Source organism: Botryobacter ruber, assembly GCF_003347595.2.
Classification (GTDB): domain Bacteria; phylum Bacteroidota; class Bacteroidia; order Cytophagales; family Hymenobacteraceae; genus Pontibacter; species Pontibacter ruber_A.
The window spans coordinates 35799-49032 of record NZ_QCZK02000044.1; the positions used below are offsets into that span (position 1 = coordinate 35799).

At 49.7% G+C, this 13234-nt stretch carries 11 protein-coding genes; 9 read left to right on the forward strand and 2 right to left on the reverse strand.

Going from position 1 to position 13234, the window contains the following annotated elements; translation table 11 throughout:
• Positions 1–764: 764 nt before the first annotated feature.
• On the reverse strand, positions 765–2078 hold the full coding sequence (locus tag DCW36_RS14550; protein WP_114783707.1) for an ammonium transporter: 1314 nt from the start codon (positions 2076–2078) through the stop codon (positions 765–767).
• A 318-nt stretch (positions 2079–2396) separates the two neighbouring features.
• Here DCW36_RS14550 and DCW36_RS14555 point away from each other — a divergent pair, with 318 nt between their 5' ends.
• Positions 2397–2588, forward strand: coding sequence for a cold-shock protein (locus DCW36_RS14555; protein ID WP_114783691.1), 192 nt, complete (start codon positions 2397–2399; stop codon positions 2586–2588).
• A gap of 461 nt (positions 2589–3049) precedes the next feature.
• Here DCW36_RS14555 and DCW36_RS14560 read toward each other — a convergent pair whose 3' ends face one another.
• Positions 3050–5350 carry a nitric-oxide reductase large subunit gene (locus DCW36_RS14560; RefSeq protein WP_114783709.1) on the reverse strand — a complete coding sequence of 767 codons (2301 nt, stop codon included), beginning with the start codon at positions 5348–5350 and terminating at the stop codon, positions 3050–3052.
• A gap of 279 nt (positions 5351–5629) precedes the next feature.
• Between DCW36_RS14560 and DCW36_RS14565 the strand changes: the two genes are divergently transcribed.
• The 8 genes from DCW36_RS14565 (at position 5630) to DCW36_RS14600 (ending at position 13117) form a co-directional block, all read left to right on the forward strand.
• The gene (locus tag DCW36_RS14565) at positions 5630–6172 is read left to right on the forward strand and encodes a c-type cytochrome (protein WP_240676189.1); all 543 of its coding nucleotides are present in this window, start codon (positions 5630–5632) and stop codon (positions 6170–6172) included.
• 23 nt (positions 6173–6195) lie between these two features.
• On the forward strand, positions 6196–8220 hold the full coding sequence (gene nosZ / locus DCW36_RS14570) for a Sec-dependent nitrous-oxide reductase (RefSeq protein WP_114783693.1): 2025 nt from the start codon (positions 6196–6198) through the stop codon (positions 8218–8220).
• Between the two features lie 85 nt (positions 8221–8305).
• Positions 8306–8938 carry a hypothetical protein gene (locus tag DCW36_RS14575; RefSeq protein ID WP_240676190.1) on the forward strand — a complete coding sequence of 211 codons (633 nt, stop codon included), beginning with the start codon at positions 8306–8308 and terminating at the stop codon, positions 8936–8938.
• Positions 8939–8970: 32 nt separating this feature from the next.
• Entirely contained in the window at positions 8971–9396 is a 426-nt protein-coding gene (locus tag DCW36_RS14580) for a nitrous oxide reductase accessory protein NosL (RefSeq protein ID WP_240676191.1), read from the forward strand.
• Positions 9380–10657, forward strand: a complete 1278-nt coding sequence (locus tag DCW36_RS14585) for a nitrous oxide reductase family maturation protein NosD (protein WP_114783697.1) — start codon at positions 9380–9382, stop codon at positions 10655–10657. The genes DCW36_RS14580 and DCW36_RS14585 overlap by 17 nt, the downstream gene beginning before the upstream one ends.
• A complete protein-coding gene (locus DCW36_RS14590) occupies positions 10632–11339 on the forward strand; it encodes an ABC transporter ATP-binding protein (protein WP_114783699.1) in 708 nt (235 codons plus the stop codon). Before DCW36_RS14585 ends, DCW36_RS14590 begins: the two co-directional genes overlap by 26 nt.
• A 2-nt stretch (positions 11340–11341) precedes the next feature.
• Entirely contained in the window at positions 11342–12109 is a 768-nt protein-coding gene (locus DCW36_RS14595; RefSeq protein WP_114783701.1) for an ABC transporter permease, read from the forward strand.
• A gap of 417 nt (positions 12110–12526) precedes the next feature.
• Positions 12527–13117, forward strand: coding sequence for a hypothetical protein (locus tag DCW36_RS14600; RefSeq protein ID WP_114783703.1), 591 nt, complete (start codon positions 12527–12529; stop codon positions 13115–13117).
• The last annotated feature ends 117 nt before the right edge of the window (positions 13118–13234 follow it).

The window sequence follows — 13234 nt, forward strand, 5'->3', positions numbered from 1 at the left end:
TATGCTATATCTTTTAAACGGCAGACTTTGGTCTCGGTTTTCATCATTTCACCGCTGGAGCACTTCTGCAGCGTTTTTCACGCTTTGTGTAAGTCCGAGGAATACATATCGGAGGTGCTGTCGGTAAGTCGGGCTTCTGCAAACAGGTGCTTTGGTTATGGCAGGGAAGGGAGGAGGAGCAGAGGGAGTGGTGGCTGCAGCAGTAAGTTTTTTACCTGCCACCACAGTCACTGCTGTAGTTTACAGGGGAAGTAAATCACTGGTATTACGTAGAAAGTTTATTGTCCCCCTTTGAAGGCTAATCTTGTAGGGAAAATTTTGTACTATTTTAAATGCCTATTGGCTTTTTTATCTTTATATACCGCAAGTTTGAGCGCAGCGGTAACTTGTGGTTATTTATGGTGCCAGTTTGTAACTGGCGTGGCTGAATATTTGTGCTTTTGTGCACACGCCAGTTACAAACTGGCCCTATTTAGTACCACAAGTTACCGCTGCGCTCAAACTTGCGGCAGAAATCGATTAATAGTACCTTTTTTTCCCTACAAGATTAGCTTTGAAGGGGGTAGGGGGATGATTAATCTCTGTTAACAAAGTAGCGCTATACTGGCTGCAGGTTCTGTATTTGCTCGCAGTCCGTACGTCATCCCCCTTACCCCCTTCAAAGGGGGACTTTTCCTTCTAAAGTAAATTTGTGCGTAACATCATTAAACCAAATAAAAAAGGAGCCTTATGAGCTCCTTTTCCAGTATGGTGTGTTGTATGAATTATAAACTTTCGTCGTGCTGGCTGATGTCCAGGCCGGCAAGTTCTTCCTGCTCCGTTACGCGCAGCGGCGAAATCATGTCGGTTATTTTCAACAATATCCAAGAGCCGAAAAAGGCAAAGATCGATACAATGACCAGGGCGGCAGACTGCACCAGGAATAGTTTGGCTTCGCCGTACACCAGGCCGTTGCTTACTTCTACCACCGGGTTGATTGCGTTCGTGGCAAAAACACCTGTCAGCACCATGCCTACCATACCGCCCACACCGTGGCAGGGGAACACGTCCAGGGTATCGTCGAGGGTGGTTCTGGTGCGCCACTCCACTACCAGGTTACTGATAACAGCTGCAATTACACCAATGGCAATGGAATGCGGAATGGTAACAAAGCCTGCTGCCGGCGTAATAGCCACCAAGCCAACCACAGCCCCGATACAGGTGCCCATCGCAGAAGGTTTCTTGCCCCTGGCGGCATCAAAAAATATCCAGGCAAGTGCAGCCGCTCCCGATGCGGTAGTAGTGGTGGCAAGTGCAACTACGGCCAGTTCGCCAGAGCCAAGCGCCGACCCCGCATTAAAACCGAACCAGCCGAACCAGAGCAGGCCGGTACCCAGCATCACGTACGGGATATGGGCAGGATTATGATTGGCATCGTAACGGCGTTTCAGGAACAACGCTGAGGCCAGCGCAGCCCATCCTGCCGACATGTGTACCACGGTTCCGCCGGCGAAATCGAGCACGCCAAAACGCATCAGCAGGCCGTCGGGGTGCCAGGTGGCGTGGGCCAGCGGCGCATAGATAAAGGCGAAAAACAGGCAGATAAACAGGATATAGGATGTAAAGCGGATACGCTCGGCAAAGGCGCCGGTAATAAGGGCAGGTGCAATAATGGCAAATTTCAGCTGGAACATGGCAAACAGCAGCAGCGGAATGGTTGGCGCTCCTGGCCATGGTGCGCCGTCGATCACGCCACGCATCATAAAAAACGTAAGCGGGTTACCCACAAAGCCCCCGATCGATTCGCCGAAAGCCAGGCTGAAACCGAATACTACCCAGATCACGGCCACAATGGCCATACAGATAAAGCTCTGCAGCATGGTCGAGAGTACGTTCTTCCGGCTTACCATACCACCATAGAAGAAAGCGAGCCCGGGCGTCATGATCAGTACAAGCGCTGTTGAAGTCAGCATCCAGGCGGTGTCGGCGGCACTTATTTCGTGTGCTCCCATGGCGGAAGGCACAGAAGGCAGTATAAACGTCGCAATCACGACCAGTATTAATAACACAAAGGGGATGGGGGATAATTTACCCGCCATCGCGGCGGATTTGATTTTCAGATCTCTGCTCTCCTCCTGTAGCTCTTCTAAAATATTTCTGACCATGGTGATGATAAGTAAAACGGCTGCAAAGGTAATGCTAATTTTTAAAAAATAAAGCGTTTGATGTTTTTGGTGTTAAAAAAACAGGGGCAATTGTTCGATAAAAGGTAAAAATTTGCCTGATGCCCCCTGTTAAATAAACTCTCTTCGAGACAACCTTTGGTAAACAAAAGTTCAGAAAAGAAAAAATCTATAAATGAACATATAAATTTTTACAGCGTATGTAGGAAAAAGTTAATTTAAAATATTAAAGCTGTGAGTAAAGGAAAAGTAAAGTTTTTTAATGAGTCAAAAGGGTTTGGTTTCATTAAAGATGAGCAAACAGGACAGGAATATTTTGTTCATGTCACTGGCCTTGTTGATCAGATCAAGGAAAACGACGAAGTTACCTATGATGTGCAGGAAGGCAGAAAAGGTTTAAATGCTGTAAATGTAAAACTGGCGTAAGCTGACAAAGGTTGCAGGATGAATCTTTGGAGCCCCATGTAGCGTGGGGCTTTTTTTATGCACTTATTTTCGGGTAGTAAAGCTGCCTGTACAGAAGGAATAATTTGCAGGAGCAGTGGCTATGGTGACAGCTGCTGCAATCTAAATTTGGCTGAAGAAATGCGCTCGGGTATATCCGGATTGGTTTATTTCCTGTTTACAAGAAGATTTTTAGGTACAAAAACTTTGCTGCTCCTGCCACCACAGCCACTGCTCCTCCTGGTGCCGGAGCAAAGCGGCAAACAGCTCAATTTGCTTCCTGTACAACAAAAGAGCCCCCGAAGTCGAAACTCCAGAGGCTCCTGCTAAAGTGGTAATAAGAACTAAATCTGTCGGCCTATTTCAGGGCGAGATATGCTGAGCATGTTTGGTAGGAAAGCTTTACAGTGATTTCCATCCCCGGTCTTTCACAGCGATGCAGCTTATTTAGCGCTTTCTTTTGATTTCACACTCGGGTAATCTTCAACTGAAAGGTCCTCGTCCTGCTCCAGCGACCAGCCGGTTTTCAGGCCAAGCACGAACCAGGCCAGCGCTACCACGCCACCGGCAAAAATGGTGTCGCCTACCACGCGCAGCCAGCGCAGCACTTCCATGGTGTCGGTTTGCATGAATTCCATGGAGCGGGCGTACCAGAGGCCGTATTCCACACTCGCCCAGGTCTGCATCAGGCCGATGGGTAGCACGCTGATCAGTACCATCAGCAGCAGCCCCACATTAATAGACCAGAACGCGAAGCTGATGACGCCATCTTTCCAGCGGCGGCGGGCCGAGAGGCCTTTGAGCACGAACAGCATCAGGCCGATGCCCAGCATGCCGTACACGCCAAACAAAGCGGTGTGCCCGTGCACCGGGGTGGTGTTGAGCCCCTGCATGTAGTAAAGCGCGATGGGCGGGTTAATCACAAAACCAAACACCCCGGCACCCACCAGGTTCCAGAAGGCCACAGCCACGAACGAATAAATCGGCCATTTGTAGGCTTTAATCCAGACGGTAAGTTTGCTGATCTGCAGGTTGTGGTACGCCTCGAACCCAATAAGCACCAGCGGCACCACTTCCAGCGCACTAAAGGTAGCTCCCAGGGCCATGACAGCCGTAGGCGTGCCGCTGAAGTAGAGGTGGTGGAAGGTACCGATAATGCCGCCGAACAAAAAGATGATGGTGGAGAACAGTACCGTAGCCGTGGCAAGTTTGGTGTCGAGCAGGCCCATGCGCACGAACAGGAACGCAATCACCACGGTGGCAAAAACTTCAAAGAAGCCTTCTACCCACAGGTGCACCACCCACCAGCGCCAGTACTCGGCAATGGCCAGGTTGGTGTGCTGTCCCCACATCAGGCCCGAAGCGTAGAAAATGGCAATGGCAGCCGACGAAATCAGGAACATGCCCAGCAGGTGTCGTCCGGCCGCATCGTTACGGAAGGCAGGAATAATGGCGCGTACCATCAGGGCCAGCCACACAAACAGCCCCACCAGCAGGAACACCTGCCAGAAACGGCCCAAATCTACGTACTCATAGCCCTGGTGCCCGAACCAGAAGTTTTCGGTGTAGCCCAGCTTCTGCATCACGCCGTACCACTGCCCTGCCAGCGAACCGGCCACAATAATGAGCAGGCAGATAAACAGGAAGTTCACGCCCAGCTTCTGAAACTTAGGCTCGTGCCCCGACACGGCGGGGGCAATGTACAGGCCGGTGGCCAGCCAGGAAGTGGCAATCCAGAAGATGGCCAACTGCACGTGCCAGGTACGGGTAATGGAGTAGGGGAGGTATTCGGCCAGCGGGAACCCGTAGAGCGCCTGCCCTTCCACGCCGTAGTGGGCTGTTACCACGCCCAGCGTTACCTGCACCAGGATGAGCGCCGTTACAATCCAGAAGTACTTCAGCGTAGCCTTCATACTTGGCGTGGCTTTCAGGCCCAGCAGCGGGTCCTGCTTCGGTAGCCTGGAGTGGTCTATTTCTTCTTCTTTGTTGGAGGCATAGTAATAAGCCAGCAGCCCCACGCCGGCAATAAGTACGATTACGCTAAAGCCGGTCCAGATGATGAGGTCGCTGCTGGGTTCGTTGGCCACCAGTTTCTCCGAAGGCCAGTTGTTGGTGTAGGTAATTTTTTTGCCCGGACGCTCGGTTACGCAGGCCCAGGAGGTCCAGAAGAAGAAAGCGTTCAGTTTCTCCATCCGCTCCGGGTCACTAACGGTATTTTCTTTCATGGCGTAGGCATCGCGGTGCCTGGCAAAGGCCGGGTCGTTGGTGAAGACGCCGGTGTAGTGTTTGCTTACATCTGCAATGGCTGCTGCGCGCAGGTCGGAAATGGTGAGGGTGCCGGTGGCGGGGTCGTAGGTGTTGGCGCGGAGCTGTTTCTGCAGCCGTGCCTCCAGTTGTGCCTGCTGCTCCTCGTCCAGTTGCTCATACCTTACGCCCGCTGCTTCCTGCGCCCAGGTGTCGAGGAAGAACACGGCTTCTTTGTGCAGCCACTCGGCGCTCCAGTCGGGGGCAACGTAGGCGCCGTGTCCCCAGATAGAACCCAGTTGCTGCCCGCCCGTCGACTGCCATACATTCTGACCGTTTTTAATGTCCTGCTCTGTAAAAAGTACTTTCCCCGAAGTGGTTACTACCTGTTTCGGAATGGGCGGTGCTTCCCTGTAAATTTCGATGCCGTAGTAACCCAGCACGGCAAACGAACCGACAATTACGGCAATAAAGCCGAACCATAGATTTCTGTATTTCATGATCGCTTGTTTTTTTATTTGAATGAAAAAAATGGGTGGCAATCCATTTACAAGCGGGTGCTCTGGCACTGGGTGCCGCGTAATTTTCCGGAACACACAGGTAAAACCTGAACATCTCCGGTTTTCAGCTTCAAAGTTCTCATGCTGGCGCTTCTGAAAAAATGATTAATGTCATTAATAAAGGAGATGTATGTCTTTTATTTGCTGCACGTGTCAGCTTAAATTTGTTTCGTAAATGATCCGCCAAAATTCAACTTCATTCACTTAAACATTTTTAACATGAAAATCATGAAGAACAAGAAATTACGAGAGCGAGCCAGTTGGTCGGCTGTAACAAATGTTAGTTATGGGTTGCTGCTGGGAGCTTTATTTCTCTTTGGCTGCTCGTCAGGAGATAGCAACAGCTATGACGAATACAGAAAAGAACAGGCTGAAACGGAAGCAGTAGAAAAGACCCCGGAAGAACTGGCTATGAAAGAAGGTAAAGGAATAGGTCCGGTTAAAGAAGTGCTGCTGGAAGGAGGCGTGATTAATGAAGAACTGGCTGTTGCGGGTGAGCAGATTTATGAAGGAAAGTGTTCCGCCTGTCACCAGTTATCAGATCAGAAAGTGGTAGGTCCGGGCCTGGCCGGTGTAACAAAGCGCCGCAAGCCGGAGTGGGTGATGAACATGATTGTGAACCCGGAAGAAATGACCAAGAAAGACCCTACTGCTAAAAGGCTGCTGGCCGAGCACCTGACGCAAATGACGAATCAGAATGTAAACGAAGAAGACGCGAGAGCTATCCTGGAATACCTCCGAAAAAACGATGCCGCGAGCTAACCTAAACTTATTCTATAACCATTATGAAATCAATAGCAGATAAATTTACAAAAACGGCCCCCAAGGCAGCCATGTTGCTGACGTTGGCTGCCGGCCTTATGCTGCAGGGCTGTGGCGGCGTAGAAGGATCGTCCGCGAATGCAGTTGGTTCAGCGCAGGCCGATGCTGATGCTGCCTCTAAGGTGTATGTGGCGCCGGGCAAGCACGACGAGTTGTACACGTTTATGTCGGGTGGCTTCAGCGGACAGGTTTCTGTTTATGGTCTGCCTTCGGGCCGCCAGCTGAAGGTGATACCTGTGTTCTCGCAAAACCCGGAGAACGGTTATGGCTACAACGAAGAAACAAAAGCCATGCTCAACACCTCTTTCGGCTTTGTGCCCTGGGACGACCTGCACCACCCCAAGCTCTCCCGCACCGACGGCATGACCGACGGCCGCTGGCTTTTTGTGAACGCCAATAACACCCCGCGTGTGGCCCGCCTCGACCTGAAAACATTCGAGACCGTGGAGATTATGGAGATCCCGAACAGTGCCGGTAACCACTGCTCTCCTTATCCTACGAACGACAACGAATACGTGGTGGCAGGTACCCGTTTCAGTGTGCCGGTAAACCCCGGAGGCGAGTACGAAGACATCAGCTTCGACCAGTACAAAGAGAAGTTTAAAGGCACCATCTCCTTTATTAAAGTAGACAAAGAGCATGGCGACATGAACCTGGACTTTCAGATACTGGTGCCGGGCTTCGACTACGACCTGGCCAACGGCGGCAAAGGCCCTTCTTCCGACTGGATTTTCTTTACCACCTACAACACCGAACAAGCCAGCACCCTGAAAGAAATCGGCGCTTCGCAGAACGACAAAGACTTCCTGGCTGCCATTAACTGGAAGCTGGCTGCCAAGTATGCCAACGAGGGCAAAGCAAAGGAATTCCCTGCGCATTATTACCACAACAAGCTGGACGAAAAGTCGCACATTGCCAAGTCTGAAATCAAGAAAAAAGTACGCGTGCTGCTGCCAGAGGAGTGCCCTGGCCTGATTTACCTGATTCCGGTACCAAAATCTCCTCACGGCATCGACGTAGACCCAACAGGTGAATTCATGACCGTAAGCGGAAAGCTGGCTTCCATCATCCCTGTTCACTCTTTCTCCAAGATGCTGAAAGCCATTGAGAAGAAAGACTACATTGGCGAGATAGAAGGTATTCCGGTGCTGCGTTACGAATCTGTGCTGGCCGGTGAAGTGAAAGAGCCGGGCCTCGGACCACTGCACACCGAGTTCGACGGAAAAGGCAATGCCTACACTTCCATGTTTGTGTCTTCGGAAGTAGTGAAATGGCGCATCAAAGACTTCCAGGTGCTCGACCGGATTCCGGTTTACTACTCCATCGGTCACCTGGTAATTCCGGGCGGCGATACCAAGAAGCCCTATGGCAAATACCTGGTGGCGATGAATAAAATCACCAAAGACCGTTACCTGCCAACCGGACCTGAACTGGCACAGTCTGCCCAACTTATCGACATCAGCGGCGACAAAATGAAACTCCTGCTCGACTTCCCGACCATTGGCGAACCGCACTATGCGCAGGCCATCGAAGCGAAGAAGGTTGCCGATAAGAGCGTGAAGATGTATAGCCTGGAAGAAAACACCCATCCGTATGCTGCCAAAAATGAAAAAGAAGCAAGGGTAGAGCGCAAAGGCAACGAAGTGCACGTGTACATGACCGCTATCCGAAGCCACTTAACACCGGATAACATTGAAGGCATAAACGTAGGGGACGAAGTTTATTTCCACGTAACCAACCTGGAACAGGACTGGGATGTGCCACACGGATTTGCCATCATGGGCGCCAACAATGCCGAACTGCTGATTATGCCGGGCGCTACGCAAACGCTCAAGTGGGTGCCGCAGAAAGCCGGTATCGTTCCAATGTACTGCACCGACTTCTGCTCGGCACTGCACCAGGAAATGCAGGGGTATATTAAAGTTTCGCCAAAAGGTACTAAGGCGCCGCTTGCATTCTCCACCGGAGCTAAAAAGCCCCGAAGTTAAAAAGGCCTGAACAGGCACTGTGGCAGGGGGAGCGCAGGCAACCCCTGCTGCAGGTTTTAATTGTTTAACCTAAACCACTACCAGCATGAAGACTACCAGCACTATACTTTTATTGATAGCGGCAGCATCGCTGGGGTTGTTGTTTCTCTTCCCGATGTGGAAGATTTACCTCCAGGCCCCGCAGTACCCCGAAGGGTTGGAGATGCACATCTGGGTAAATAAAATCTCCGGCAACACCGAATTTACATTGCAGAATTTCAACATTCTGAACCACTACATCGGCATGGCAAAAATAGAGGCCGACTCTTTTAAAGAGCTGGTATACATGCCCTACTTTGTTTACTTTTTTATTGGCTCAGCCGTGCTTATTGCCCTGTTCAGGTTAAGAAAGCTTGTGCTGCCCTGGGTAGGATTACTGGCTGTGGCAAGCCTGGTTGGCCTGGCCGATTTTTACATGTGGCTGCACAAATTCGGTACAAACCTGGACCCGCAGGCGCCCATCAAAATACCGGGCATGACCTACATTCCGCCTTTTATCGGCAGTAAAGACCTCCTCAATTTCCATGCGTTGTCGTTGCCGGCCATCGGCGGACTGGGCATCGGCTTAGCCATCCTGTTAGGTTTGCTTGTGTACCTGCTGGAACGAAAAGCCGGCAGGTTGGAGAGGGAGCGCAACAACAATACGCCATACTATACATTAAAAAATATTCAGGCATGAAGTTATACAGAGTCATAATACCGGTCTTGCTTGTGGCATCGCTAGTACTGGGTTGTGAAGTTACCCCGCAACAAATTGCCTATGGCGAAACCAACTGTGTGCATTGCCAGATGACGGTGTCAGACAGTCGTTTTGGCGCTGAGGTAGTCACAACCAAAGGCAAAGCTTATTTCTTCGATTCGGCAGAGTGCCTGGCGTCGTACCTGCAGGCCAATCCTGAAAAACAGCAGGATGCGGAGTTGGTGTTGGTGACGGACTTTAGTAAGCCCAACCAGTTAATAGATGTGAAACGTGCTGCTTTCCTGCAAAGCAAAAACCTGCCAAGCCCCATGGGTATGTTCCTCTCTGCTTTTCCTGACAAAGCCAAAGCAGAAGAGTATCAGCAGAAACTTGACGGGCGGGTGCTTACCTGGGAGCAAGCCATGCTAGCCGTAGAGAAAAATGACAGACCATATTAAACATAGCACTACATACATTGGCATTGCCTTTTTGCTCCTGTTGTGCAGCATAGCACAGGCAGGAACCATTAAGGTGTGCCCGACCTGTCCCGAAAAATCTGTCAGCAAGGCTGTTGCCAACGCAAAAGCCGGCGATAAAATTCTGGTGGATGGCGGCGTGTACAAGGAGAATACAATTGAAATAAACAAACCCGTAAGCCTGATCGGTATCAATAACCCGGTGCTCGACGGGCAGTACAAAGGCGAGATCTTAACCATCCGGTCGAGCCATGTGTTTGTTAAAGGCTTCACCTTCCGCAATGTGGAGGTAAGTTACCTTAGCGATTTTGCAGCTATTCGGGTGGCCGAAGCCAGCCATGTAAAAATCATTAACAACAAAGTACAGGATGCCTTCTTCGGCATCTACCTGCAACGCGCCGACAGCTGTGTGGTGCAGGGGAACCGGGTAAAGGGCAACGGCAAAACAGAAACATCTGCCGGCAATGCCATCCACCTCTGGTACTGCAACGCCATAACTGTGAAGGACAACAAGGTGTCCGGGCACCGCGATGGCATTTACTTTGAGTTTGCGACCAACAGCCATATAGAAAACAACCTGAGCCAGAACAACCTGCGTTACGGGCTACACTTTATGTTTTCCGACGGTAACGTGTACAAGCACAATACCTTCCGGCAGAATGGTGCCGGGGTGGCCGTGATGTACACCAAAAACATCCTGATGGAAAACAACCTCTTTGAGAACAACTGGGGCGCGGCCGCCTATGGGTTGCTCCTGAAGGACATCTCCCGAAGTGTGATCCGCAACAACACCTTTAAGCGCAACACCACCGGCATTTACCTGGAAGGATCGAGCAAACTGGATGTGGAGCAGAACGATTTTCTGAACAATGGCTGGGCAATCCGGCTGCTGGCCAACTGCACCGAAGATACGTTCCGGCTGAACAATTTTATCGCGAATTCCTTTGACGTAGCTACCAATGGCAATGTGATGCTCAACCAGTTTTCGGGCAATCACTGGGACAAGTACCACGGCTACGACATCAACAAAGACCAAGTAGGCGATGTGCCGTACCGGCCTGTGAGCCTGTACTCTATGCTGGTAGAGCGGGTGCCTTCGTCGGTGATGTTTATGCGCAGTTTTATTGTAAACCTGATGGACAGGATCGAAAAAGTTATTCCGTCGGTAATTCCGGAGCAACTCGTCGATGCAAGCCCATCCATGAAAAAGATTAGCTATGATAGAGATAAAAAATCTGTGTAAGTCCTATGGCAAACTGAAAGTGCTGCAGGACGTGAGCGTAAAGTTCGAGCGGGGCATGGTGGTGTCGGTGATTGGCCCGAACGGCTCCGGGAAAACTACCATGAGCAAATGCATTCTGGGCATGGCCCTGCCCGACAGCGGCGATATCCTGCTGAACGGGAAAAGTGTGCTGAAGCAGCACGATTACCGCAGCCAGATCGGGTATATGCCGCAGATTGGACGCTACCCCGAAAATATGAAAATCCGGCAGGTGATCTCCATGATGAAAGACATCCGCAAAGAAGTGAAACAGCTTGACGAGGAACTGGTGGGGCTGTACGGGCTGGAGCAGATGTACGACAAGCGCATGGGCACCCTTTCCGGCGGCACCAAGCAGAAGGTAAGCGCGGCCCTGGCGTTCATGTTCAACCCCGGCATCCTGATCCTCGACGAACCAACAGCAGGGCTCGACCCGATTTCAGCGGAAATTCTGAAAAGCAAAATTCTGAAGGAAAAGAAAAAAGGCAAGCTGATCCTGATTACCTCCCACATCATGAGCGAGATAGAAGAGGTAGCAGACGAAGTGATGTGCCTGGTAGACGGAAACCTGAAGTTCTTTGAAAGCATCAGCGCCATAAAAGAGCACGCCAACGAAGAGCGCCTGAGCAAGGCCATTGCCAAAATAATGAACGAGGAGGACTAGCCATGAAGACAATCATAAAACACGTACTTTACGATATCCTGCGCAGCCGCATTGTGCTGGCCTATACGGTTTTTATGCTGGTGCTGGCGTTCGGACTCTTCAACCTGGAAGGCGACCCCGCAAAATCGCTGCTTAGTTTGCTGAACGTGGTGCTGCTGGTGGTGCCGCTGATCAGCATTGTTTTTGCCACCACCCACTTCTACAACTCCTACGAGTTTATGGAGCTGCTGATGGCGCAGCCTGTGAACCGCAAAAAGATTTTCCTGAGCGAGTACCTGGCGGTGGCGCTGTCGTTGTCGGCGGCGTATGTGGTGGGCATTGGCGTACCGGTGCTGCTCTATGGAGCCAACGCCACGGCGCTTTTTCTGCTGGCAGTAGGCGTCGGGATTACCTTTGTGTTTGTGGCGCTTGCTTTCCTGGCTTCCGTTGTTACCCGCGACAAAGCCAAAGGCATAGGCGTGGCGCTGCTGCTGTGGGTGTACTTTGCCCTGATCTACGACGGCATCGTTATCTTCATTCTCTATTTTTTCAGCGAATACCCCCTGGAAAAAGCTTCGCTTGCCATGATCGCCCTGAACCCGATTGACCTGGGCCGTATTGTAGTCATGCTGAACCTAGATGTGTCGGCGCTGATGGGCTATACCGGCGCCTTGTACAAGAGCATGTTTGGCAGCGGAACAGGTGTGGCCATTTCGTTTGGTATCCTGCTGCTGTGGGTGCTGTTCCCGCTGCTTACTTCCAAAAGAATTTTCAGTAAAAAAGATATTTAGTGTGTTTAAGTGCCTGCCCCGGCAGGTTTTAATTTAGTGTTTTGGCGTTTGATTAAGGGTGCAGGCGGTGAGTCTGCACTTTTTTTGTTGCTGCACCAGCCACCATAGCCTCTGAAGATGCTCCATCAAACTGGCACACCTGCATTTGCTGCAGAAAGGTTCTGGTATTTCATTTTGGGTGCTTTATGTTGAAGCGTAACAGGATTTTATCGTCTTAAAATAGTATTTTGTTTTAATTTGCTAGCACTCGGACGTTTAGTGATTATTTCTTACCTTAGGTAAGCTAATAGCACGCCTACAAAGATTTTTATAGCACAACCTCCGCACATAGTGCAGATAAGCGTATGTTTGTAAACCGTAGGTTTGGTGGTATTACGTTTATTCTACCTTTATGCGGTATTTTAGGATAATAAAAACATGAGTTTAGATATAAATGTCTATACAAGAGACTTAACAGACGATTTGATTCCTAAAATTGTCAAAAGATTAAATGACTATGAAATGGTTGTTGAAGCACATCCTGACTTTTCCTTCGGCAACCAGACAGGGTTTCTTCCATTCAAATTTCGATTACAAAAACCTCCTCTAGATATTCTTAAGAATAAGAATTTAATAAGTGGGTTTGAACTATACATTGACGACTTCAATTTGCAAGAAGAGAAGCAAAAACTAAAACCAAAACTTAGTTTTTTTGATAAATTGAAAGGTAAAAAAATAACAGAAGTTCAATTTGCAAGCCCTGAAATTGAAGGTAAACTTAAAAATTATGATAAGGTAGTTACTTTCGTTTGGCACTCAAGCGATAGCTTTGAGTTAAGGTTCGCTTCGCTAACAAGTGCGATTTTAACTGAATTGACAAATGGCATTTGTTCCTATCCAGCGGATAATATATGGTATGATACAGAAAGCATTGTTGAGAAAGCATATAAAGAAATCAAAGAATATGAGCAGTCTCTTAATAAAAAAGAGATAAAGTATCATGAATTTGAAGATTGGGAAAAAGAATAACGCCGCATAATCGAGTAGACGGGAGGCTGTAAACGGAACTGTGTCAAAGCAAGAAAATAATTAACTTAGCTTAAGCACAGTCACCATGGAAAAGAAATTTGATTTTGAGGCTTTTGA

What these genes read in the sequence shown, in the direction of transcription:
- DCW36_RS14550 (WP_114783707.1), bottom strand. Translation starts at nt 2,078, where the DNA reads ATGGCGGGTAAATTATCCCCCATCCCCTTTGTGTTATTAATACTGGTC.
- DCW36_RS14560 (WP_114783709.1), bottom strand. Translation starts at nt 5,350, where the DNA reads ATGAAATACAGAAATCTATGGTTCGGCTTTATTGCCGTAATTGTCGGT.
- DCW36_RS14565 (WP_240676189.1), top strand. Translation starts at nt 5,630, where the DNA reads ATGAAAATCATGAAGAACAAGAAATTACGAGAGCGAGCCAGTTGGTCG.
- nosZ (WP_114783693.1), top strand. Translation starts at nt 6,196, where the DNA reads ATGAAATCAATAGCAGATAAATTTACAAAAACGGCCCCCAAGGCAGCC.
- DCW36_RS14575 (WP_240676190.1), top strand. Translation starts at nt 8,306, where the DNA reads ATGAAGACTACCAGCACTATACTTTTATTGATAGCGGCAGCATCGCTG.
- DCW36_RS14585 (WP_114783697.1), top strand. Translation starts at nt 9,380, where the DNA reads ATGACAGACCATATTAAACATAGCACTACATACATTGGCATTGCCTTT.
- DCW36_RS14590 (WP_114783699.1), top strand. Translation starts at nt 10,632, where the DNA reads ATGATAGAGATAAAAAATCTGTGTAAGTCCTATGGCAAACTGAAAGTG.
- DCW36_RS14595 (WP_114783701.1), top strand. Translation starts at nt 11,342, where the DNA reads ATGAAGACAATCATAAAACACGTACTTTACGATATCCTGCGCAGCCGC.
- DCW36_RS14600 (WP_114783703.1), top strand. Translation starts at nt 12,527, where the DNA reads ATGAGTTTAGATATAAATGTCTATACAAGAGACTTAACAGACGATTTG.